Source organism: Roseovarius amoyensis, assembly GCF_003260265.1.
Lineage (GTDB): Bacteria > Pseudomonadota > Alphaproteobacteria > Rhodobacterales > Rhodobacteraceae > Roseovarius > Roseovarius amoyensis.
This window is the reverse complement of record NZ_QITQ01000018.1, coordinates 1-23,107: the sequence shown is the minus strand read 5'-3', so window position 1 is coordinate 23,107 and position 23,107 is coordinate 1. Positions and strand designations below refer to the sequence as shown.

The window sequence follows — 23,107 nt, the reverse complement described above, 5'->3', positions numbered from 1 at the left end:
CCGCCCACATGAACGCACGCCGGCTGTGCACCGATTGTGGTTGTCTCTGCCGCCCGGTTGCTTAGCCTTGCGCGGCCATCGAACCGGAGCGAACGAACATGACCCTGAGCAACACCGACAAAGGCTATGGCGCCGTCACCAAGGGCTTTCACTGGCTCACGGCGCTGTTGATCCTTGCCGTGATACCGCTGGGCCTGATCGCCAACGACATGTCCCATGACCTGCGCGACCCCGCCATCGCCGCGACCGAGGCCATGGCGGCGCGCACCGCGCTGCTATTTTCGATTCACAAGACGATAGGCGTCACCATATTCTTCGTGGCGCTCGCGCGCATCCTCTGGGCCCTGTCCCAGCCCCGACCGGGACTGATCAACGGCGACCGCCCGGCAGAGGCATTCCTGGCCGTCTGCGTGCACTGGCTGCTTTACGGGTCACTCGTCGCGGTGCCGCTGTCGGGCTGGGTACATCACGCCGCGACCACCGGCTTTGCCCCCATCTGGTGGCCATTCGGGCAGTCGCTGCCTTTCGTGCCCAAGGACGAAACCATCGCCGGCATCGCAGGCACCACGCATTACCTGCTGCAATGGATGCTGATCGGCGCGCTGACGCTGCACATACTCGGCGCGATCAAGCACCACGTCATCGACCGCGATGCCACCCTGCGCCGGATGCTGCCGGGCCAGGGCGACGGCGAACCGACCGCCCGCCAGCCCGGACACACATTACCGCTGCTGGCGGCCCTCACCGTCTGGGCGGTCATCCTGGGCGGGGCCACGGCGCTTGGCTGGTTCGCGCCGCAGGGAGCTGCCCCACAGCCCGCCCTGGCAGAGGCGCAAGGCGAATGGCAGGTCACCGACGGCACGCTTTCGATCGAGGTCACGCAGATGGGCTCGACCGTCAGCGGGCAGTTCGCTGACTGGACGGCCGACATAACCTATTCCGAAACACCCGATGCCGATGGCCGCCACGGCGCAGTCACGGTCACCGTCTCGATCCCGTCGCTGACGCTGGGGTCGGTCACGGAACAGGCTATGGGACCGGAATACTTCGACGCCGGCGCCCACCCCACCGCCACCTTCACGGCCGATCTGCTGGTCGACGATACGGCGCAGGGCGGCCACGTCGCGCGTGGCACGCTGACCATCAAGGACAACACTGTCCCGGTCGAAATGCCCTTCTCGCTCGTGCTCGACAACGACACCGCCAGGGCCGAGGGGCAGTTCGGCGTCGACCGGCGCGATTTCGGCATTGGGCTGGGCACAAAGGACGAAGGCACACTTGGCTTTGCCGTCGACATCGCCTTTCAGCTTACCGCCGAACGGCGCTGACCGGAGGCTGCTGGAAAGCCGCGAAACGAATAGCGGCGGCCGGGACCAGCCGGACCGCCGCATCACTACGCATCAGAGGCGCGGTTATTCAGCCTTGCCGGCCTCGATCGAGATCATCACCTGAACATCGTCGCTCACCGCCGGGGCGAACTTATCCAGCCCGAAATCCGACCGCTTCAGCGTCGCGGTGGCGTCGAAGCCCGCCCAGGGCTTGCCGGCCATCGGGTGATCGCCCGACTTGTTCAGCGTTGCATCCAGCACCACCGGCTGGGTGACGCCGTTCATTGTCAGATCGCCGGTGATCAGGGCGGTGGTGTCGCCCGTCACCTCGATGCCGGTCGAGGCGAAGGTGATCATGTCACCCTCGGCCGCACCGAAGAAATCATCGGACATGAAATGCTCGAACCGTTCCTGCCAGCCGGTAAACATCGACATCACCGGCATTGCCACCTCGACCGACGAATTGGCCGGGTCTTCCTGGTCGAACATGATCTCGCCCTCGAAGCCACCGAACATGTTGTAGGTGGTCGAAAATCCAAGGTGCTCATAGCTGAACACCACCTGGCTGTGGCTGGGGTCCAGCACATATTTCTCGGGGGCGGCTACGGCGCCGCCGGCTATCAGGGCCAGCGCCGCGGCCGTCAAAATCGTTTTCATCGAGCAGTCTCCTGTTGGGTGCGTTCGAAAGAATACCGTCGAAACTAGCGGCTGGGCACGATATTTCAATCCGGCAGTGTTCAACACCCACTGTTGAGAAAAGAACAGCACCCGCCAACCGGGGGTGCTGTCACAGGACGTCACGGAATGGTGTCAGGGATACGATATAGCGGGCGCTCAGCCCTGCGACAGGACCCGCTGGATGGCCTGAACCCGGGCGCGCCCCTTTACCGGGACCGAAACCACGATCCGGCCCTCTGCGTCGCGGGCCTGAAAGGTGCCGTCGCGCAGGCTGATGTCAGACAGCTGGTCAAACCCGTAGCGCCCGGTCAGGAACACGGTCCCGCGCGAATCGATATCATAGGTGCGGATCTCCTGCCGCCTGGTATCGATTTCCGCCCGTGCGCGCTGATTGCCCGTGTCAAGAAAGCTCAGCACCACGGCGCCGGCCCCGAACAGGCCCAGCGACGCGCCCAGCCTGACCAGACGCTCGGCGTTGTCCGCTGACGGAAACGCCCAGATGCCCGCCGCGGCCAGCAACAGCGACAGCCCGGCACACAGGATCAGGCCGGTTTTCCACAATCCTCCCTGTCCGGCTGCGGTTCCCACCTGCTCGCGCAGTTCTACACGGCGATCGAACGCCTCGAATTCCTTGGCCAGATCGGGCAATGCGGTCATGATGACGGCTCCATTCCGGGTATCGGATCACTTCGAAGCATCGCAGCCAAAACCGCCCGCAATGGGGCGGCCCGGGGGCGAATTCCCGGCATGTTCGTGCCGTGCAACCGGCCCTTGCCCCAGTGGCCGATCCGTCGTATACGCCCCAATCCTTTCGCAAACGTTGTGAACCGCGCAGTCTCTCGTGGATGGGCCGCGAAAGGATCACGGGCCCGCCTTTGAAATGCGCCTTGATAGAAGTGGAGATCGCATGCCGCTTTACGAGCATGTCTTTATCGCGCGCCAGGACCTGTCCAGCGCGCAGGCCGAAAGTCTCGTCGAACATTTCAGCACCGTCCTCGCGGACAATGACGGCAAGGTCGTCGAGAGCGAGTATTGGGGCGTCAAGACGATGGCCTACAAGATCAACAAGAACCGCAAGGGCCACTATGCCTTTCTCCGGACCGACGCACCCGCGCCGGCCGTGCACGAGATGGAACGCCTGATGCGCCTGCACGACGACGTCATGCGCGTGCTGACGATCAAGGTCGACGCCCACCAGGAAGGGCCGTCAGTGCAGATGCAAAAGCGCGAAGAACGTGGCGACCGCCGCGACCGTCGCTGAACGCCGCTTGAAGAAAGGACAGTAAATCATGGCCGCAAAACCGTTTTTCCGCCGCCGCAAGGTCTGCCCCTTCTCGGGCGACAACGCGCCCGCGATCGACTACAAGGACACCCGCCTGCTGCAGCGCTACATTTCCGAGCGTGGCAAGATCGTGCCCTCGCGCATCACCGCCGTCTCGGCCAAGAAGCAGCGTGAGCTGGCCCGTGCAATCAAGCGCGCCCGCTTTCTCGCCCTGCTGCCCTACGCCGTGAAGTAAGGAGGAAACCACATGCAAGTCATCCTTCTCGAACGCGTCGCCAAGCTGGGCCAGATGGGCGAAGTCGTCGACGTCAAGTCGGGCTTTGCGCGCAACTACCTGTTGCCGCAGGGCAAGGCGCTGTCGGCGTCAGAGGCCAACATCGCCCGCTTCGAGGCCGACAAGGCGCAGCTTGAGGCCAACAACCTCGAAACCCGTAAAGAGGCCGAGAAAATGGCCGAATCCCTCGATGGGCAAAAGTTCATCGTGATTCGCCAGGCCTCCGACAGCGGCGCCCTCTACGGCTCGGTCACGACCCGCGATGTCGCCGATGCGGCGACCGAGGGCGGCTTTACCGTCGATCGTAAGCAGGTGGTCATGCCCGGCCCGATCAAGTATCTGGGTCTGCACACCATCACCGTGACCCTGCACCCCGAGGTCGAGGTCACGATCACCCTCAACATCGCCCGCTCGCCCGAAGAGGCCGAGCTGCAGGCCAGCGGCAAGACCATTCAGGAAGCCGCCGCCGAAGAAGAGCAGGCCGCCGATTTCGAGATCGCAGAACTGTTCGACGACATCGGCTCTGCCGCTGCCGACGACGACGATCTGGCCGAAACGGTCGAAGAGGTGCTGCCCGAAGACGACGAGGAATAAGCAAGGCACCGCCCCTGCGGGCACCCTTGCCAAAGAAATCGAAAGGCCGCGCAAACCCTGCGCGGCCTTTTTCGTGGGGATCGGGTTGCGGGAACATGGTTGATTGAAACTCAACCAGCCCCCCCCAGCAAAGACCGATCTCACCCGTAAAACCAGCCTGGCCCCCTCCGATTCAGCCAAAAGTTGACTGGCCACAGTATAAGTCACTACGCTTCCTTCTATCTCGGGGGGAGGGACAACATGACAGAGCTACCCGGTTTTCTAAAGTGCGGAGATGCGGCACGCCTTATTCCGGTTCTTGCTGACACCAATCGCGAGCAACGAATTGCGTCGATATTTTTATCGCTGCTTCCACAGATCCCATCTCTTGCTCACGAGATATTCTCAACGGTTGGACTGCGGGTCGGTAAACGGACGAAGATTGAAGCATTCACAGAGGTCGTCCTGAAAGAGGCTGACAACGCCATGAACCGCCCGGATGGGCTAATAATCGTTTCGACGGGACAAAAGAGCTGGAGCGCGCTGGTCGAGGCCAAAATCGGAACGGCCAGACTAGATGAAGATCAGGTCCAAAGATATCTGGAGATGGCGCGCACCAACGGATTGGACGCAGTTATCACCATTTCAAACGAGTTTGTCGCTCGCGCGGATCATTCGCCTGTCTCAGTGCCAAAAACACTCTTGCGAAAGGTCGATCTGTTCCATTGGTCCTGGACATGGATTGCCACGCAGTGCGAAATCCTGGCCTACAAACGCGCGGTCGAGGACACAGAACAAGCCTTCCTTCTCGATGAAATCCGCCGGTTCTTTAACCATCCAAGCACCGGCATTCAGCGTTTCACACAGATGGGCAAAGGTTGGAAAGACCTTAACCAGGCCATCACCAATAACGCGACCCTCAAGAAAACTTCCCAGGAGGTGGAAGAGGGCGTTGCATGTTGGTTCGAGGAGGAACGTGATCTGTGTCTGCAATTGTCCCGCCACGTTGGTCAACCCGTGGAAACGGTAATAGAGCGCAAACTCAGGGACGATCCTGCCGCACGGATCAAAAACGGAATAAACAATCTGGTAGCGGATCGGAGCCTGATCTCTGCCTTTCGTATTCCGGACAGTGCGGGCGACATCGAGGTAAAGGCTGATCTGGCTCTGAGAACTGTTTCAGCTTCCATGCGCATCAAAGCCCCCCAAGACAGGAAATCAACCAAGGCGCGCGTCAACTGGCTGTTGCGCATGCTCATAGAAGACGATCCCCGCATCCTCATATTGGCACACTGGCCGGGGAGAGCCCCCGCAACCGATGCCGCGCTTTCAGTCTTGCGTGAAGACCCCGAGGCTCTGCAATCCGACAACAAGGATGCAACGCCTCATACATTCGAGGTGCGTCTCGTCGAGCGCCTTGGCAAGCGTTTCGCCGGCAACCGCACATTCATAGAAGATGTCGAACGTATCGTTCCCGCTTTCTATGATCTGGTAGGGCAGCACCTGCGCGCATGGCAACCGCCGCCGCCCAAGCCTGTGAAGTCAAGCATCACCAGTGATGACAGCGCAGGAGAAAACGAGCCGACAGAGGTGCCGTCGGAAAACTGGGCAGAAGCCAGACCAGAAACGCAAACCCGGCATTGACGCCCACTTCAAAGGGCCAATCAACAAAAAAGGGCCGCCCGAAATGCCCGGGCGGCCCCTGATCTGTCCGGCAAGGCGTTTCCGCCTTATTCGTCGTCCAGCGCCTCGACCTCTTTTTGCAGGTCGTCCTTGCTGACTTCCTTGTCGGTCACCTGGGCCAGTTCGACGATATAGTCGATGACCTTGTCCTCGAAGATGGGCGCGCGCAGCTGCTGGCGCATCTGCGGGTTCTGCTGCACGAACTCAAAGAACTCGCGCTCCTGCCCCGGATACTGGCGTGCCTGGTTCATCACCGCCTGCGTCATCTCGGCGTCGGTCACCTCGACTTCGGCCTTCTGGCCGATCTCGGCCAGCAGCAGGCCCAGCCGCACCCGGCGCTCGGCCAGGCGGGTGTGTTCCTCTGTCGGCTCGACCTCGGGGTGGTCATGGCCTTGCTCGTCGGCATGTTCCTCATGCCACAGCTGGTGGGCGATCTGCTTGGCCTCGGCCTCGACCATGCTGGGCGGCAGTTCGAACTCCACCACCCCGTCCAGCGCATCCAGCAGACGGCGCTTCATCACCGCCCGCGCGGCACCGGCATATTCCTGGTCCAGCCGTTCACGGATCTGCTCCTTGAGCGCATCCAGGCTGTCGGCACCGTAATTCTTTGCCAGCTCGTCGTTCATCTCGGCCGGGGCCGGCGCCTTTACCGCCTTGACGGTGCAGGTAAATTCCACTTCCTTGCCGGCCAAGTGCTCGGCCTGGTAATCCTCTGGAAAGGTCACGGGCACAACCTTTTCCTCGTCCACCTTCACCCCGACAAGCTGTTCCTCGAAACCGGGGATGAAGCTGCCAGAGCCCAGCACCAGCGGAAAGTCCTCGGCGCTGCCGCCCTCGAACGGCTCGCCATCCAGGCGGCCAACGAAGTCGATCACCACCTGGTCGCCATCCTTGGCCTTGCTGCCCTTGCGGCGATCCTCGAAGTTCTGGGCGCTCTCGGCCAAGTTCTTCAACGCCTCGTCGACACCGGCATCGTCGGCCTTGACGACCAGGCGTTCCAGCTTGATCTTCTTGAAATCGACCTCGGGCACCTCGGGCAGCGCCTCATAGGCCATCTCGACCTCGACGTCGTCGCCCTCTTTCCAGTCCTCGTTGGTCATCTTGACCTGAGGCTCACCGGCCGGGCGTTCGCCCTTTTCCTCGAAATGCGCACTCATCGCGCCATCGACGGCCTCCTGCATGGCCTCGCCCAGGACGCGTGCGCCGAACTGTTTCTTCAACAGCGGCAGCGGCACCTTGCCTTTGCGAAAGCCCTTCATCTCGATATCGGGCTGGGCCTCTTTCAGCTTTTCGACAACCTTGTCGTCCAGCTCCTGCGCCGTCAGCACCATCTTGTAGGCGCGTTTCAGGCCTTCGTTCTGGGTCTCGGTGACCTGCATGTCGTCCTCATCCATTGCATCAAGGCCGCGGGGGCGCCCGCGGCGGTCAAAATCACGGGCCCTTCTAGGTGTGTCCCCCCCGCCGTGCAAGCGCAAAGCGACCGGATTGTCACGGCCGCCGGCCGGTGATTCCGCACTCGATTGATCGTTGCCGGCAAGAAATGTATAACCATTGCCAATCATAATGATCGCCCGGCACACGGGCGAAACGAGCAGATGACATGGCACAATACTCGGTCTGGATCCTCGAGGCATCCAACATCGCCGTCAGCGGCGGTGTCAGCCTTGACGGGGTCACGCAGGGCGACGGCGCTCACCTGGTGGGTGAGACCATTACGCTTTTGTCCAATGACTGGCTCGAGGTGTCGATCCGCGACAACGGCAGTGACACCAATTTCGACGACAACGATTCCAACCAGGCATTGCAGGGCCGCCAGACCATCGACGGCACCAGCTATTCAAACAACACCGGGGTCGAGGCCGAATATCGCATCGTCATGGAGGACAGCGACGGCAACACCTACGAGGCCATAGCCTTCAACGTCAACAACTCCTCGCCGTCCTATGGCACGATCGAGGGCCTGGCGTTCGTCGGCCCACCCCAGGGCTGGCCGCCCGTGGGCGAAACGCTGACAGTGATTTCCGCGCACGAAGGCCCTGGCGCCACGGGTCAGCCCGCCATTCCCATCGACGACCTGGTGGTGCCCTGCTTCACCCCCGGCACGCTGATCGCCACACCGCGCGGGCGCGTTCCGGTCGAGACGCTGAAAGTGGGTGACAAGGTCAGGACCAAGGGCCACGGCGCGCAGAAAATCCGCTGGCTGGGCCGGGTGACGCTGGATGCCCGGCGGCTGGCCAAGGCGCCGCATCTGCGCCCGATCCGCCTGCGCGCCGGGGCGCTGGGACCGGGGCTGCCCGACCGCGACATGCTGTTGTCGCCGCAGCACCGGCTGCTGCTCGGCGGCTGGCGGGCAGAGCTGCATTTCGGCGAATCCGAATACCTGATCGCTGCCAGTCACCTGGTCAATCACCAGACCATCGCCCCGGCCTGGGATGTCGATACCGTCACTTATATCCACCTGCTGTTCGACCGGCACGAGATCGTCTTTGCCGACGGGCTGGCGGCCGAAAGCTTCCTGCCCGGCCCGATGACGCTGAACACCCTGCCCTGCGCCGCGCGCGAAGAGCTGCTGGCCCTTTTCCCCGACCTGGCCGAGCACGCGCCGCTACAGGCCGCGCGCCCGCTGATGAAGGAATGGGAGGCGCAACTCATCACCCCCGCTGGCCGCAATGCCTGAGGCCCTTTGCCCTAGACGACACACCCGAGGGTGGGGCGTGGTGCGGGTGAGAGGACTTGAACCTCCACGCCTTGCGGCGCCAGAACCTAAATCTGGTGCGTCTACCAATTCCGCCACACCCGCATCGAAGCGGGTCAATAGCAAAGCGCGCGCACCGATGCGAGCAAAAACTCCGCCGCCCACGCAACCCGTGCCGCCAGGGGCAACGCCGCAGAAATTACGCGACATTTACAGAAACTTGACATATTGTGGTGAAAAAACAGAGGCGAAAAGCAGCAGGAACCGCACATGAAACCGGCATTCGTTCGGCAAGGCGGGGTCGATCTCTCTTACTTCGACACCCGTCGGGATACAGGCATACCCGGGGCATCCCTGATCATGACGCTCGATGGCGAACGTGAGGTCTCTGACCTTCGTCCGGGCGCCCGCGTCATCACCCGCGACAGCGGCACCGCCGTGCTGCGCCGTGTCCGCATTCGGCGGATCGTGGCGCGCTCGGTCCATGTGCGCGCCGGGTCGCTGGGCCACAACCGCCCCGACCATGACGCCATTCTTGCCGCCGGCCAGCCGGTGCTGGTGCGCGACTGGCGCGCAGAGACGCTGTTTGGCGCGCCACAGGCGCTGGTGCCGGCCGAACGGCTGGTGGATGGTGAGTTCGTCACCCTGCGCGACCCCGCGCCGATGGTGCTTCATGACCTCGAATTTGACACGCCGCATGTTCTCTATGTCGACGGGCTCGAGGTCGCCAGCACGCTTGTCCGGTTCGCTTCGACCTGAACCGCTTTATCCCGTTCCCTCCGGGAGACGTGGAAATTCCGGGGCTTCGGCCCCGGGGTTTCCACCAATCACCCGCACAATTCCCGCAAAACACCCGGCAATGTCTCGGTCAGGTCCTCGGCGATCAGCCCGGGGCCAAAACGGCGCGCGCATTCCACATGCAGCCACGCGGCTGATTCCGCCGCTTCCATCGGCGTGAACCCGCGCGCCAGAAGCCCGGTGATGAACCCCGCCAGCACGTCGCCCGTGCCCGCCGTGGCCAGCCATGGCACTGCCCGCTCGTAACCGGCGGAATTGACGACGACCCGCCCATCAGGCGCCGCGATCACCGTATCGGGCCCCTTCAGAACCACCACACACCCCGCGCGCTTTGCCGCCTCGCGCGCAGCGTCCACCTTGGAATAGGCGGGGCCCTTTGTGGGCATCGCATTCAACTGGCCAGCGATATCCGGAAACAGCCGCGCGAATTCACCGGCATGGGGCGTCAGCACGCAGCCGTCATGCAACATGCCGAGCAGGGACTGCGGCTCTTTCTCGAACGCGGTCAGGGCATCGGCATCCAGCACCACGGCACGGCGCGGCGCACCGCATGCCACCGGCACCAGATCGCGCGCCCGTTCGGCCCCCAGCCCGGGCCCAAGGCACAGCGCGTTAAGCCTGTCGTCCTCCAGCAAGCCCGCCAGCGCCGCGTGATCATCCACCCGGCGCAGCATTAGCGCGGTGATCTGGCTCGCCACCTCCTGCTGGGCCGCGCCCGGCACACCCAGCGTCACCAGCCCCGCCCCGATCCGCAGCGCCCCGCGCGCCGCCAACCGCGCCGCGCCGGTCCGCCCTGCCCCGCCCGTCAGCACCAGCGCGTGACCGTGGGTGTATTTGTGGTCACCCTCCCGCGCACAGGCCGCCTGCCCTGCCTGCCGATCAATCATGCGCACCGCCCCCTCGGCCGCGCGCCGCAACCCGATATCCTTGACCATCACGCGCCCGCAGGCCGCCGGCCCCTCGGCCAGACGATGGCCCAGCTTTTCGGAATGAAAACTCACCGTCAGGTCGGCCCGCAACTCCGCTGCCGGGGCGTCGCCACGGCGCAGATAGCGCCCCGAATCGGCGCACAGCCCGCTGGGAATATCCACCGCCACCACCCGCACATGCCCCGATTGCGTGGCGCGGGCAAAAGCATCGAATTCCTCAACCGGCCGCCCCAGACCAGTACCAAAGAGCGCATCGACCAGCAGCGCGGCATCACCGCCGGGCGCAAACACCGTCCCGTCGCCCCAGGCAGCTACCGTGCCGCCCCGGGCGCACCACCGTTCATGGTTCACCTTCGCATCCGGCGGCAGCTTCTCCGAGTCGCCGTAGAGAAGCACCTCCACCGCCCACCCCCATTCCTTCAGCAGCCGCGCCACGACAAAGCCGTCGCCACCATTGTTGCCCGGCCCGCACAGCACAACCGCCCGGTGCGGCGCCGCCGCCAGGTCGCGCCACTCCTCGAACACGGCCTCGACCACGCCGCGGCCCGCGCGCTCCATCAATTCCAGCCCGGTTACCGCGCCCGAGCCAATCTCTGCGGTCTCCAGCGCCCGCATCTGCGCCGCTGTCAGCAACTCGGCCATCACCTGCCCTCCGATTCAGTTTCGCATAATTTCCGGGCACTTCGCCCAAATCATGTGCATTTTCTGCGACGCATGCGCCGCGCCGCGCCCGACCGACCCTATCCGATTGTGCCACGGACATAGAAATGGTCGAACGCCGTGGAAACACATGCCCGCCACAAAGGAGGCCGGAGAGATGAAGAAGATCGAAGCAATCATCAAGCCGTTCAAGCTCGACGAGGTCAAGGAAGCGTTGCAGGAGGTCGGTGTTCAGGGCCTCTCGGTAATCGAGGTAAAAGGTTTCGGCCGCCAGAAGGGCCATACCGAACTCTACCGCGGCGCCGAATACGTCGTCGACTTCCTGCCCAAGGTAAAGATCGAGGTCGTCCTGGACGACGATCAGGTTGAGCCCGCCATCGAGGCCATCATCGAAGCCGCCAAGACCGACAAGATCGGCGATGGCAAAATCTTCGTAAGCCCGGTAGAACAGGCAATCCGCATCCGTACCGGCGAAACCGGTCCCGAAGCTCTCTGAACCGGCGGTCCCCGCCGGAGTTACACCAAGTCAAAAGGACGAAACACAATGAGCGCACAGGATATGCTCAAGACCATCCGTGATGAGGAAGTCGACTATGTCGACATCCGGTTTACCGACCCGCGCGGACGGTTGCAGCACGTCACAGTGATGGCCGATCAGGTCGACGAGGACTTTCTCGAAGAGGGCTTCATGTTCGACGGATCGTCGATCGCCGGCTGGAAGTCGATCGAAGCCTCGGACATGAAGCTGATGCCCGATACCGAAAGCGGCTATATCGACCCCTTCTATGCCGAAAAGACGCTTTGCGTGCATTGCTCGGTGGTCGAGCCCGACACCGGCGAGCCCTACAACCGCGACCCGCGCGGCACCGCCGAAAAAGCCGAGGCCTATCTGAAATCCTCGGGCATCGGTGATGCGTTCTTTGTCGGACCCGAGGCGGAATTCTTTCTCTTCGACGACGTGCGTTTTTCCAACAGCATCAACAAGGTCTCTTACGAGGTCGATGCGATGGACGGATCGTGGAACACCGATACCGAATACGAGATGGGCAACATGGGCCACCGGCCCGGCCTCAAGGGTGGCTATTTCCCGGTGAACCCCACCGACGACGCCCATGACATCCGCAGCGAGATGCTGTCGACGATGAAGCGACTGAACATGAAGGTCGACAAGCACCACCACGAGGTGGCGTCGTGCCAGCACGAGCTGGGGCTGATCTTCGATACGCTGACCCGCCAGGGCGACGAGCTGCAAAAGTACAAGTACATCATCCAGAACGTCGCTCAGGCCTATGGCAAGAGCGCGACCTTCATGCCCAAGCCGATCGCGGGCGACAACGGGTCCGGCATGCATGTCAACATGTCGATCTGGAAGGACGGCAAGCCGCTTTTCGCCGGCGACAAGTATGCCGACCTCAGCCAGGAGGCGCTGTATTTCATCGGCGGCATCCTCAAGCATGCCAAGACGCTGAACGCCTTCACCAACCCCACGACCAACAGCTACAAGCGCCTGGTTCCGGGGTTCGAGGCGCCGGTGCTGCGGGCCTATTCGGCGCGCAACCGCTCAGGCTGCGTGCGCATCCCCTGGACCGAAAGCCCCAAGGCCAAGCGCGTCGAGGCCCGTTTCCCCGACCCCGCCGCCAACCCCTACCTGGCCTTCTCGGCATTGCTGATGGCCGGCCTGGACGGCATCAAGAGCAAGATCGACCCGGGCGAGGCGATGGACAAGAACCTCTACGACCTGCCGGCCGAAGAGCTGGAAGGCATCCCCACCGTCTGCGGCTCGCTGCGCGAGGCAGTTGACGCGCTGGCCGGCGATCACGCATTCCTGCTGGCGGGCGACGTGTTCACCCGCGACCAGATCGACGGCTATATCGCGCTGAAGATGGAAGAGATCGTTCAGTACGAGCAGACCCCACACCCGGTCGAGTTCCAGCTCTACTACAGCTGCTGATTCCGACCCGCCGCCAAAACGGTGAAAATTTCACAGGGGCGTCCCACCGGGGCGCCCCTGTTTTCTTGCTGTTCTGCCTGCCGCAACAATGGCGCGCGAGGCGGAAACAACAAAAACATGACTATTTATCATACCTTTATATACCAGTCACGGCACCTCGGTGCCCGTGTGGAAAATCACCAATTCACGGACAAATTGCCCCATTGGTTTCACATTTGCAACAAACTGCGCCCGACATTCGGGGCGATAACAGGTGCAATCAGTTGACTTAGAAACAGTCCGCGAACGAGAAAAAAAAATGACCACAGGCATCAAACAGGCAATTGCAGGACTCGTCTTCACCTCTTGCCGCGACCTCGACATCGTCGAGATCGCCAACCATGCGGCAGGATGCATCGAGGGCCTGGGCCACCGGATCACCGGGACGCACATCCTTTCCGACACCCGGGCGCGGGTGATCACGGACCAGATCGAACTGACACTGTCAGCCGAAGAGGACATCTCCTTTGCGACCCTGCCCGCCCCCGCCCCGGCTTTTCTGTCGGTGCGCCTGGCAGCGCGGGAAGACGCGCACATGACACGGTTCAAGCGCGACTCGGTGCTTGCGCGGACGCTGCAGAAACTGCACGAACTGCTGGCGCCCGATTTTGTTAAGTGGACCGGATCGGATGTCCTGCTTTCGTCGGCCGATTTTGCCCGCGCCGTCGGGCTGACCCCACAGCGTCAGGCGGCCGGCGGCAAGATTCGTCCGCGCCGCGTGATCAGCCACAAGCCGCTGCCGGACATCGAGGAAACCAACGACACCCTGCAGCGTCGCATCAGCGACCAGGACCCGGCGATCTTTGGCAACGCCACGACGCCGGACCGGCTGCGCAAGGTATTCACCGAGGACTGGATCGACCCCGACGTGGTGGCCGAACAGGCCGCGGCCGAGGCCCAGGCCCGCGACATGGAAGACATCGAGACCGCGGCGCCTCTGCGCCTGTCGGCATGGCTGATTTCCTTTGCGGTGGCCCTGTTTGCGCTGCCCGTGGGGATAATGTTGCTGATACTCAATCTCGCCAAGGGCGAAAACCTGCGGCTTGCCTCGCAGACCGCCGCCCTGACGGGCACTTTCATCGCGCTGCAGTCCTACGGGACGATGGCGAACGCAATGAACACGATTCAGGGCCTTATCGGCTGACCGGACGTGCGGGCGGATTATGCAATCAACCACAAATCCGCCTTAATTTGCCCCAAGTAGTTTCGAATTTTCATAGTTAATCTTGAATATGCGCGAGTTTTTCGCGTCTGGAGGGTCTACAAGATGGACAAGCAAGGTTACGGATCGGTTGTAGCGATGGAGTTTCGCCGCCCCCCAAGCGTCGCTTTCCAAGACATAGTCGAGGAGTTCGACATCGCTTTCAAGATGGCCGACTCCAACACCCGCGCCCTGACATGGGACAACGACGACATCGCGTTGATCGACCGTGACAGCGTGCGCGTTGGGCTGGGCTGGCTGCCCGGGCGTGAACGGGGCCAGGCCTCGCACCTGGTTGTCGCCGTGGGTCCGCCCCCGGGCAAGAAAACCGAGTCGAAAATCGATCCGCGGTCCTATCGCTATCTCGCGGACCGTATCGCCGAACGCACCCGCGAATACCTGCCCTACACCGCCATCCTGCACGGCGAGGCGCACCAACCCGTCAGCGCCGGCCTGATCGGCACCACCTTCGACCTGCTTCAGGTGGATATCGGCGAAGTACCGGCCGGCAATCACGACGCACATTTCGGCGGCTGGTCCGCCAATGCCGACGAGCAGGAAGAGGGCACATGGTCCTATCCCTGGGAGCGTCTGCAAAATTTCAATCCGCTGGCCAACCTTCGGCTTGAACGCGCTGAACCGACCGAGCCGCTGCGCCTGACCGTGCACACCCTGGCACTATCGCTGTGTCTCTACGTCCCGGCACTGGGCGCGGCGATGTTCACCTATACGATGCTGCGCGACATCTTCCCGATGGCGGCTCAGTCCGTCTGACCGCCAACACCAGGCGCGCCCTGCCGCCGCAGCACATAGCTGTGGATTGAAAAGACGCAGGCGCGCGTCCTGGGCAGGCGCAGCACGCATTGCCGCTCGGTTCTCAGAAAAGGATAGGGCTGCCCATCCCCCGATACCGAGGGCTGCCGCCGCGAAACCGGCTGGAACAGGTCAGCCTCGGCATAGTTCAGCCGGTTGAACCGCCACATCGGCCGCCCCACCTGCGCCCCGTCGAACAATCGCTGCACCCGCCGCGCCAGCCCGGCATCGTATTCCGGCACGGGCACGTGGATCTCGCTTAACGGGCGACCGATCTTGTCCGCCAGCCGCCAGCTTGCCGGAAAGCACAGCACCGCCGCCGTCAGCACATGCTCGTCGCCGCCGTGCCGTTCCATCAGACACAGGTCCTCCTGCACCAGGTTCCCCAGCGTACCCAGCGGGTCGGTGCGGTCGATGGTCACCTTCACCCCGTCGGGGCGCCGCACGGCGCTGTCCCCGACGACATATCCCCGACCATGATCCGCCAGCCAGCCCAGCACCGTCTCAAGTAATTCGTCGCAGGCGGCTTCGGCCCCCGGCATCACCGCCAGAACGTCGTTCCGCCGTTCGTGCAACAGGCGCGCGCGCTCGGCCATCTGCGCGGCAAAAGCCTCATCACTCAGCAGCCAGTCTTCTACCGCCAGCGGCGCCATGCCCGGCAGGCCCCTGGATACATCGGGATCATAGGGCGTTTCGGTCTGTACGATCTCGGTCATGGCACCAATCTGCCACGCTCGCCCACGGGCCGCAAAACGAAAGGAAGCGGCACAGCCGGGCTGCACCGCTTCTAGTTGGTTCTTCTCTGCGTTTGGCCGCGAACGGCCGGAACTGCCACTAGGGACAGTGTCAACCCTGACAGCACAATTTGTCAAGAACATGGCGACAGGGACACGGTAACATTTTCACCGTCGCTACCGCTGGCAGATCGTCATCATAGCGTAATCCTTGTGCGATCCCCTGACCCGCCAGCGGCTCGACCAGACCGGCCAGCGGCGAAAATCATAGCGCACCTCATAGACATCGGGCGCACAGTCATGGCGCGCACAGGGCGTGCCGGCGCCCGGATCGAACCGGTGAAACGGCCGCCCGTCGGCAAACTGCACCTCGATCGTCCCGGCGGTACCCGGCCGCCACAAATAGCGCCGCTCGGCCCTGACCGGGGTCTGCCCGTCCAGCCGCAACTCTCCGGTTTCGTCACAGATCAGCCCTGACTCGTCCGCCGTGAACTCCGCCAGCCCGGAAAACCGCGCGTTCGGGCCATTGGCCGCGACGACACGTCGCGAAATCCGCCAGGTACCCCTGAAATTAGCCAGTTCCGGTGTCACTGCCCGCCTGCCTCCTTGCCGCTTGCCCGGCATAAGTCTAAACCCGCGCGCAACAGCGACACAAACCGGAAAGACGCGCCCATGATACCCCGTTATTCCCGTCCCGAGATGGTTCAGATCTGGGAACCCGCCACCAGGTTCCGCATCTGGTACGAAATCGAATCCCACGCCTGTGACGCAATGGCCGATCTGGGCGTGATCCCGCAGGAAAACGCCAAGGCCGTGTGGAAGGCGAAAGACGCCGAATTCGACGTCGCCCGCATCGACGAAATCGAGGCCGTCACCAAGCACGACGTCATCGCCTTTCTGACCCATTTGTCCGAAATCGTCGGCGCAGACGCGGCGCGTTTCGTCCACCAAGGCATGACCAGCTCTGACGTGCTGGATACCTGCTTCAACATTCAGCTCACCCGCGCCGCCGATATCCTGATCAAAGATGTCGAGGCGCTGCTCGCCGCGCTCAAGCGCCGCGCGTTCGAACACAAGATGACCGTGCGCATCGGGCGCAGCCACGGCATCCACGCCGAACCCACCACGATGGGGCTGACCTTCGCGCGCTTTTACGCCGAGATGGACCGCAACCTTGCGCGTCTGCGCACCGCCCGTGACGAGATCGCCACCGGCGCCATCTCGGGCGCGGTCGGCACCTTCGCCAATATCGACCCGCGCGTAGAGGAACATGTCTGCGCCAAGCTGGGGCTCAAGCCCGAACCGATTTCGACCCAGGTCATCCCGCGCGACCGCCACGCCGCGTTTTTCTCGGCGCTGGCAGTGGTCGCCTCGTCGATCGAGAACGTCGCCATCGAGGTTCGTCACATGCAGCGCACCGAGGTGCTGGAAGGCGAGGAATTCTTTTCCAAGGGGCAAAAAGGCAGCTCTGCCATGCCGCACAAGCGCAACCCGGTGCTGAGCGAAAACCTGACCGGCCTGGCCCGGCTGGTGCGCGCGGCGGTTATCCCGGCGCTGGAAAACGTGGCCCTCTGGCACGAACGCGACATTTCGCATTCCTCGGTCGAACGCAACATCGGCCCCGACACCACCGTTACGCTGGATTTCGCGCTGGCGCGCCTGACCCAGGTGATCGACAAGCTGGTGATCTATCCCGACCGGATGCTGGAAAACATGCACCGCTTCCGCGGCCTGGTGATGAGCCAGCGGGTGCTGCTGGCGCTGACCCAGGCCGGCGTCAGCCGCGAGGACGCATATTCCCTGGTGCAGCGCAACGCGATGAAGGTCTGGGAACAGGGCTGCGACTTCAAGACCGAGCTGCTGAATGACCCCGACGTGACTGCCGCGCTAAGCCCCAAGGAAATCGAAGAGAAATTCGACCTCGGCTATCACACCCGCCATGTCGACACGATTTTCAAGCGGGTGTTCGGGGAAAGCTGAGTCTTCGATTCCGCAAACTTTCCTGTTTCGGGGCGTTTCGTGGTATGATGGCACTTGCGTCAAGCAGGGAGAGATCGACATGAACATGAAAACCGTGCTGATTTCGGCGGCGATCATGGCCGCATCGGCGGTGTCGGCCTATGCCGGCTGCGCCTTCCACGACAAGCAGGCCATGTCCTGCGCCGAAGGCAGCACCTACAACCCCGATAGCAATGCCTGCGTGCCGCAGACCTCCAGTTGACTAGGGGCGACGGCATACTCCTCCGCAGCGGGCGGGCGGTCATCACGACCGCCCGTTTCGCGTTTAGGCATTCCTTTACCGTCGGTCCCTAACGTGGCTTGGGAAACAAGCAGGGTATCGCGATGCCAGCCACCGAAATCGCCCCTCTTTCCGGCTCCGGGCGGGCCGTTGCCGGAGCGTGCCCCAAATCCGCCGCCGCGCGCCTGACACGGCGGCAGAAGGCCGCGATCGTCGTGCGGTTTCTGCTGCGCGAGGGAACCGAGGTGCCGCTTGCCGATCTGCCCGACCCGCTGCAAGAGGCGCTGACAACGCAGATGGGCGCCATGCGCTATGTCGACCGCGCCACCCTGGCCGATGTCGTCGCCGAATTTGCCGCCGAGATAGAGGCGACAGGCCTGACCTTTCCCAGCGGCGTCGCCGGGGCGCTCTTGGCGCTTGATGGCTGCATCAGCCCGCAGACCGCCGCGCGCCTGCGCAAGGAGTCCGGCGTTCGCCAGTTCGGCGATCCCTGGCGTCAGGTCTGCAACGCCGATACCGACACGTTGCTGGACATCCTGCGTTCCGAAAGCCCAGAGGTGGCGGCGATCCTGCTGTCCAAGCTCGATGTCACCCGCGCCGCCGACCTGTTGGGCCGCCTGCCCGGCGCAGCGGCACGACGCATCGCCTATGCGGTCTCGCAAACCGGGGCGGCCACCCCCGATGCCGTCGATCGCATCGGCCTGGCTCTGGCGACGCAACTGCATGAGATGCCCAAGACCGCCTTTGACGAAGGGCCCGAACAGCGGGTCGGCGAAATTCTCAACTATTCGCGGGCTGCGACGCGCGAAGATGTGCTCGCCGGGCTCGAGGAAACCGACCAGGACTTTGCCCGCCTCGTGCGCAAGGCGATCTTTACCTTCGCCGACATCCCACGCCGTCTGAACCCCAGCGACATCCCCGCCGTCACGCGCCACCTGCCCCGCGCCGACCTGGTCGCGGCCCTGTCGGCCGCGCGTGCCAGCGGGGGCGAACTGGCTGAAGCAGCGGACCTCATCCTCGACAAACTCTCCCGGCGCATGAGCGATGCCCTGCGCGAAGAGATCGAGGAACGCGGCAAGGTCACCACGAAAGAGGGCGAAGCGGCGATGTCGGCGGTGGTCGGGGCGGCCCGCACCCTGCAGGCCCGGGGCGAAATCCACCTGCTCACGCCCGACGAGCGCAGCGACGACGATAACGGATAGCGGGTGCCGCACCCGCAGCCCCTTGGGGCGGGCCGCGCCAAATCAGCCCCGTCATACCGATGCATCTATGCGCAGACCTTCTCGATCCACGGGCAGGCGCAGAGGGGGCTGATACGCCCCTGCCCGGCAACGGGGCCGTTCCAGGCATCGATGGTGGACTCGGTGGCCTGAAAGAGACGCAGCGACAGAAAGCGCGCGCGCAGGCAGAGCCGACCCTTGTTGCCAACGCCCGCACTCGGCCCTTGGCGGCAGACCGCCAGCCGTGGTCTATTGGCAGAGAAATGAAACAACCAACCCCGATCAGCAGATGCAAAGAGTAGCTTGAATTACGCCAGATCCTGTCCAACCGATGGGGAGTAGCTCATATCGCGTGTGACGACATGAATTGAAAATTTGCGAAGGCAGACTACTATAAGACCCGAAACGTAACGATAAAATCTCAAATGCATGCTCAAAACTGGCGCTGAACTGTCGAAGTTGGACTTGCCAAAGTAAGAAATTTTCGATTTATACACCGTGTCATGGATCACCCGAATTTCCTAGGTTGACGCTTCAGTTGTGAGCGATTCAAGTAAGGTCATGATCCGTGCCGGTTTTCTCTCTCCTTCAGAGCGACGTGAGCTTTTCGCTTGCATGCGCAGTCAGCGCGAAGACCATGGCATTGCGCGTCGTGCGAATGCGATCTTGTTGCTTGATGACAGGAAGTCCTGCCAAGCCATAGCGGAGTTTCTCTACCTGGACGATGATACCATTCGGGGTTGGTACAAAACCTACCGCGAAGGTGGCTGGGACGCGCTTTCGACCGACGGGGGGAAAGGGGGGCAGTCACGTATGACGTCGGCTCAGGAGGTGGCCCTATCCGTCTGGCTGGATGGGCGTTTCTGCCGCTCTACAGCGGAGATCAGGGCGCATATCTCAGGTCGGTTTGGTTTGGACTACTCCCATTCCGGCTGCATCAAGCGCTTGTCCCGACTGGGGTATGAGTATCGGAAGCCGAACGGGCTCCCACGCGTTGCATCCGTCGAAAAACAGGCCGAATTCATCGCTCTGTACGAGCGGCTGCTGAACGGCTTGGGTGCTGATGAGGCCGTCTACTTCGCGGATGCGGTGCATCCCGAATACCAGACAAAGCCTAGCTACGGCTGGGTGAAAGCAGGTTCAAATCCCGCCGTGACAATCACCGCAGGGCGCGGGCGCGTGAACATCCATGGCGCGCTCAACTTAGAGACCTTCGATGCGCCCTTTGTCGAGCCGACCACCGTGGGCGGGGTCAGCGCCGCGCAGCTTCTCTCCAAGATCGAGGCACGCAATCCGGACAAACGCCTAATCCACGTGATCTGGGACAACGCCGCTTACCACAAAGGGCCAGACGCTCGAGACTTCCTGGCGCGGTCAGGTTGCCGCATCCACCTGATCCAACTGCCGCCCTATTGCCCGCACCTGAACCCGATCGAACGATTATGGGCCATCATGCACCAATGCGTGACCCACAACCAATACTACCCGACGCAAAAGCAGTTCGCGAATGCGATCCTGCGGTTTTTTCGAGAAACGGTTCCCAATCAGTGGAAAGCATTCCGCGATCACGTGTCAGACAGCTTCCGCGTCGGCACTCACGAAAAATTTCGGGTTTTGGGGTGAGCGCGGTATATCCATATTAAAGCGGGGCAAGTCCCATAAATCGGACAGAGGTTAAATCGGATATTATCTTGAATTATTCCAAAGAAATTGACGGCTTACGGGCTATTTCAGTCATACTGGTTATCGTTTTTCACGTTCAGAATGACTGGCTTCCCGGTGGTTTTATCGGAGTAGACGTTTTTTTTGTTATCAGTGGCTTCCTGATCACAAGCCTGATCTACAGGGAGCTTCTGGAAAGTGGCCGGTTCAGTTTCGCCAAATTCTACCGCCGCAGGTTTGCTCGGCTCTTGCCCGCACTGTTCATAACCTTGCTTGTCACCTACATACTCGCTTTCTTGTTTTACGGGCCCCAGGAATTCGACAGTCTGGGAAAGGATATCTTCTTCTCCGCCTTTGGCATCAAGAATTTGCATGATGCGGGTGGTGCAAATTATTTTGTCCAAGATGAAACCTACAAGCCATTGCTGCATATGTGGTCGCTAGGCGTTGAAGAGCAGTTCTATGTTGTCTGGCCGTTCATTCTTCTGCTTGTCTATACGGTCTTCAAGCGAAACCTGATGCCATCGCTCCTCACGCTCCTCTCGGTGTCTATTATCATTTCAGAGTATGGCGCATCGTCGCGGGATGTTGCTTCTTATTTTATGCCCCAGTTTCGCGCGTTCGAGCTTCTCTCGGGGGCGGTGGTGGCCGTGTATCTGATCAACAGGAAAAGCGTGCCTCTCATCAAGCCCCAGTTTCGCTCGGTGATCACATTCCTGTCTCTAGCCACTATATTGGTGTTGTCGGTCTTGCTTAGCGAAAAGGTGAAGTTTCCGGGGATTAACGCCTTGTTAGTTGTGGTCCCCGCCCTTGTTCTTATTGTCTATTCTGGAGAGACATCAGTCGGCAGGCTCTTGTCCCAGAGGGCTCTTGTGACCATAGGGCTGGTGTCATATCCCTTGTATCTTTTTCATCAGCCAATCATCTCTTTCATGACTCTGTGGAATCCTTCTATCGATCCACTGACCATGTTGCTCATCGTTATGGCGCTGGGTTTCTGCCTCTCCTACCTGACCTACCTGTTCATTGAGACGCCGATAAGACGCATGGCAAAGACCCGCCGCGGGGGGGATGCTATTATCTCACTGGTATCCATAATTCTGTCGATGGGTGCCCTAGGCTTGTGGACGGCAAAGAGCCAAGGTTTGCCTCAGCGGCTTTCTATCCTGAACCCATATGCGTATTCGATCTCGGAATCTCTGTCTTCAAGCTTTCACAATAATTTCAATAGAGGGATCTACAAAGGTGCCTCCTCCGAGGGGAAAATACTGTTCTTCGGAGATAGTCTACTGCAACAATACGTACTGCCTCTGTCGCAATACTGGGGCTATGATGCCGATCAGATCGACGTAATCTCGCGCGGGGGGTGCGTGCTGCTCAAATCTGCCGAATACGAAGATTCCTTTTCGGACATATCCTGCGACGAGCTTCGGACGCAATTATTTGAATTAACAGGACCGTATGAAAGGATTGTCTTTTCTCAGGCGTGGGACTCTTATGGAGGAGACATCATCAACCTACCCGGAAAAAATAATTCAGCCTATTCTCCGGAAGAATGGCGTGTTCTCGTGGAAAAGACGGTTAGTCATTTCTCGAAGCAGTCCGGACAGATATTTATAATCGGCTCGCATCCGCGAGTTGAATCTAAATGTGGAAATTTTATCAATACCTTTACAAGCCCGGCCACGATAGCGGATTGCCTGAAGGAAACCAAAATAGAATATGAAGCCGTGCAACACAAGGACAAAGCATTCGCCGATGCCATGGCAGATATGGGGGCATACATTATACAGCTTGGTCAGCTCTGGTGCGATGATAGTGAAGAGACCTGTCGTGTCAGCAACACTGACGGGAGGCCATTTTTTCGCGACAGTCACCATTTTGGCTCATCTGCCGATGCATATCTCACCGGGAAATTGCAGGCTTCAGGACTTTAAAGCGTGTTTCTGGCCTCCAAGTTCAAGATTTTCCTGTCGTTGGCAATATAATTCACTCGCTGGATGTTGGCCGCCGAATGCGATTCCTGCTCCTTCTTGGCGCCCTAGCTCATGTTGACAAATGACGGAGCCAAAGGCGGATAGAGGTAATATCGATGAAGCCCAAGAAGCTTTTGGCCGTCTTGTCGTAGCGTGTTGCGACGCGTCGGGCGTTCTTGAGCTTGTTGAAGCACCGCTCGACCAGGTTGCGCAGGCGATAGAGCGAACGGGCCACACCAAAGCCCTTTTTTCGTGACTTGCGCATCGGGATGACCGGCAGGACATCGCGCTCTTCCATACCCGCCCTGATGCTGTTGGCGTCATATCCGCGATCTGCCAGCAGCACTTTTGGACTGGGCAGGTTATCGGCCA

At 61.5% G+C, this 23,107-nt stretch carries 23 protein-coding genes and 1 tRNA gene; 16 read left to right on the top strand and 8 right to left on the bottom strand.

The genetic code is table 11. From position 1 onward, the window contains the following. The first annotated feature begins 98 nt into the window (after nt 1–98). Nucleotides 99–1,328: a cytochrome b/b6 domain-containing protein gene (locus DL899_RS14125; protein WP_111735009.1), complete on the top strand. Its 1,230-nt coding sequence runs from the start codon at nt 99–101 to the stop codon at nt 1,326–1,328. A gap of 84 nt (nt 1,329–1,412) precedes the next feature. On the opposite strand, the gene DL899_RS14120 is transcribed toward DL899_RS14125, so the two are convergent. Next, a complete protein-coding gene (locus DL899_RS14120) occupies nt 1,413–1,985 on the bottom strand; it encodes a YceI family protein (RefSeq protein WP_111735008.1) in 573 nt (190 codons plus the stop codon). 177 nt (nt 1,986–2,162) lie between these two features. Next, nucleotides 2,163–2,663, bottom strand: coding sequence for a hypothetical protein (locus DL899_RS14115; protein ID WP_111735007.1), 501 nt, complete (start codon nt 2,661–2,663; stop codon nt 2,163–2,165). Between the two features lie 250 nt (nt 2,664–2,913). Between DL899_RS14115 and rpsF the strand changes: the two genes are divergently transcribed. The 4 genes from rpsF (at nt 2,914) to DL899_RS14095 (ending at nt 5,779) form a co-directional block, all read left to right on the top strand. Continuing rightward, complete coding sequence (gene rpsF, locus DL899_RS14110; RefSeq protein WP_111735006.1) at nt 2,914–3,267, top strand: 30S ribosomal protein S6; 354 nt, start codon at nt 2,914–2,916, stop codon at nt 3,265–3,267. Nucleotides 3,268–3,295: 28 nt separating this feature from the next. Further along, the gene (rpsR, locus tag DL899_RS14105; RefSeq protein WP_005852865.1) at nt 3,296–3,523 is read left to right on the top strand and encodes a 30S ribosomal protein S18; all 228 of its coding nucleotides are present in this window, start codon (nt 3,296–3,298) and stop codon (nt 3,521–3,523) included. A 12-nt stretch (nt 3,524–3,535) separates the two neighbouring features. Next, nucleotides 3,536–4,156: a 50S ribosomal protein L9 gene (rplI, locus tag DL899_RS14100; protein ID WP_111735005.1), complete on the top strand. Its 621-nt coding sequence runs from the start codon at nt 3,536–3,538 to the stop codon at nt 4,154–4,156. A 240-nt stretch (nt 4,157–4,396) separates the two neighbouring features. Continuing rightward, nucleotides 4,397–5,779, top strand: a complete 1,383-nt coding sequence (locus tag DL899_RS14095) for a hypothetical protein (protein WP_111735004.1) — start codon at nt 4,397–4,399, stop codon at nt 5,777–5,779. 86 nt (nt 5,780–5,865) lie between these two features. Here the strand turns inward: DL899_RS14095 and tig are convergent, their stop codons facing one another. After that, nucleotides 5,866–7,197 carry a trigger factor gene (gene tig / locus DL899_RS14090; RefSeq protein ID WP_111735057.1) on the bottom strand — a complete coding sequence of 444 codons (1,332 nt, stop codon included), beginning with the start codon at nt 7,195–7,197 and terminating at the stop codon, nt 5,866–5,868. A gap of 221 nt (nt 7,198–7,418) precedes the next feature. Here tig and DL899_RS14085 point away from each other — a divergent pair, with 221 nt between their 5' ends. Further along, nucleotides 7,419–8,495 carry a Hint domain-containing protein gene (locus DL899_RS14085; RefSeq protein ID WP_111735003.1) on the top strand — a complete coding sequence of 359 codons (1,077 nt, stop codon included), beginning with the start codon at nt 7,419–7,421 and terminating at the stop codon, nt 8,493–8,495. 38 nt (nt 8,496–8,533) lie between these two features. On the opposite strand, the gene DL899_RS14080 is transcribed toward DL899_RS14085, so the two are convergent. Then, nucleotides 8,534–8,618, bottom strand: a tRNA-Leu gene (locus DL899_RS14080). A gap of 165 nt (nt 8,619–8,783) precedes the next feature. Here DL899_RS14080 and DL899_RS14075 point away from each other — a divergent pair. Continuing rightward, nucleotides 8,784–9,272 carry a Hint domain-containing protein gene (locus tag DL899_RS14075; protein ID WP_111735002.1) on the top strand — a complete coding sequence of 163 codons (489 nt, stop codon included), beginning with the start codon at nt 8,784–8,786 and terminating at the stop codon, nt 9,270–9,272. A gap of 68 nt (nt 9,273–9,340) precedes the next feature. Here the strand turns inward: DL899_RS14075 and DL899_RS14070 are convergent, their stop codons facing one another. Next, entirely contained in the window at nt 9,341–10,882 is a 1,542-nt protein-coding gene (locus DL899_RS14070) for an NAD(P)H-hydrate dehydratase (RefSeq protein WP_111735001.1), read from the bottom strand. Between the two features lie 175 nt (nt 10,883–11,057). On the opposite strand from DL899_RS14070, the gene DL899_RS14065 reads away from it, so the two are divergent. The 4 genes from DL899_RS14065 to DL899_RS14050 all read left to right on the top strand — a co-directional run bounded on the left by DL899_RS14065 (nt 11,058) and on the right by DL899_RS14050 (nt 14,865). Continuing rightward, nucleotides 11,058–11,396 carry a P-II family nitrogen regulator gene (locus DL899_RS14065; RefSeq protein WP_111735056.1) on the top strand — a complete coding sequence of 113 codons (339 nt, stop codon included), beginning with the start codon at nt 11,058–11,060 and terminating at the stop codon, nt 11,394–11,396. Between the two features lie 48 nt (nt 11,397–11,444). Then, nucleotides 11,445–12,851 (top strand): type I glutamate--ammonia ligase, encoded by a 1,407-nt coding sequence (gene glnA, locus DL899_RS14060; RefSeq protein ID WP_111735000.1) that lies wholly within the window; start codon nt 11,445–11,447, stop codon nt 12,849–12,851. 298 nt (nt 12,852–13,149) lie between these two features. Next, nucleotides 13,150–14,034 (top strand): hypothetical protein, encoded by an 885-nt coding sequence (locus DL899_RS14055; RefSeq protein ID WP_111734999.1) that lies wholly within the window; start codon nt 13,150–13,152, stop codon nt 14,032–14,034. A 123-nt stretch (nt 14,035–14,157) separates the two neighbouring features. Next, nucleotides 14,158–14,865, top strand: coding sequence for a hypothetical protein (locus tag DL899_RS14050; protein WP_162685586.1), 708 nt, complete (start codon nt 14,158–14,160; stop codon nt 14,863–14,865). On the opposite strand, the gene DL899_RS14045 is transcribed toward DL899_RS14050, so the two are convergent. After that, complete coding sequence (locus tag DL899_RS14045; protein WP_111734997.1) at nt 14,853–15,620, bottom strand: heme-dependent oxidative N-demethylase family protein; 768 nt, start codon at nt 15,618–15,620, stop codon at nt 14,853–14,855. The two genes, DL899_RS14050 and DL899_RS14045, sit on opposite strands and share 13 nt — an antisense overlap. Nucleotides 15,621–15,815: 195 nt before the next feature. Further along, the gene (locus DL899_RS14040) at nt 15,816–16,229 is read right to left on the bottom strand and encodes a DUF6314 family protein (RefSeq protein WP_239494713.1); all 414 of its coding nucleotides are present in this window, start codon (nt 16,227–16,229) and stop codon (nt 15,816–15,818) included. A gap of 81 nt (nt 16,230–16,310) precedes the next feature. Here DL899_RS14040 and purB point away from each other — a divergent pair, with 81 nt between their 5' ends. The 5 genes from purB (at nt 16,311) to DL899_RS14010 (ending at nt 22,696) form a co-directional block, all read left to right on the top strand. Next, the gene (gene purB / locus DL899_RS14035) at nt 16,311–17,618 is read left to right on the top strand and encodes an adenylosuccinate lyase (protein WP_111734995.1); all 1,308 of its coding nucleotides are present in this window, start codon (nt 16,311–16,313) and stop codon (nt 17,616–17,618) included. Nucleotides 17,619–17,697: 79 nt separating this feature from the next. After that, the gene (locus tag DL899_RS14030; protein WP_111734994.1) at nt 17,698–17,859 is read left to right on the top strand and encodes a chitin-binding domain-containing protein; all 162 of its coding nucleotides are present in this window, start codon (nt 17,698–17,700) and stop codon (nt 17,857–17,859) included. Nucleotides 17,860–17,981: 122 nt separating this feature from the next. Then, complete coding sequence (locus tag DL899_RS14025) at nt 17,982–19,079, top strand: flagellar motor switch protein FliG (protein WP_111735055.1); 1,098 nt, start codon at nt 17,982–17,984, stop codon at nt 19,077–19,079. Nucleotides 19,080–19,658: 579 nt separating this feature from the next. After that, the gene (locus DL899_RS14015; protein WP_111734992.1) at nt 19,659–20,720 is read left to right on the top strand and encodes an IS630 family transposase; all 1,062 of its coding nucleotides are present in this window, start codon (nt 19,659–19,661) and stop codon (nt 20,718–20,720) included. Between the two features lie 68 nt (nt 20,721–20,788). Further along, nucleotides 20,789–22,696, top strand: coding sequence for an acyltransferase family protein (locus DL899_RS14010; protein WP_162685585.1), 1,908 nt, complete (start codon nt 20,789–20,791; stop codon nt 22,694–22,696). A gap of 109 nt (nt 22,697–22,805) precedes the next feature. Here DL899_RS14010 and DL899_RS14005 read toward each other — a convergent pair. Next, on the bottom strand, nt 22,806–23,107 hold a 302-nt coding region (locus DL899_RS14005), incomplete at its 5' end, for a transposase (protein ID WP_162685584.1).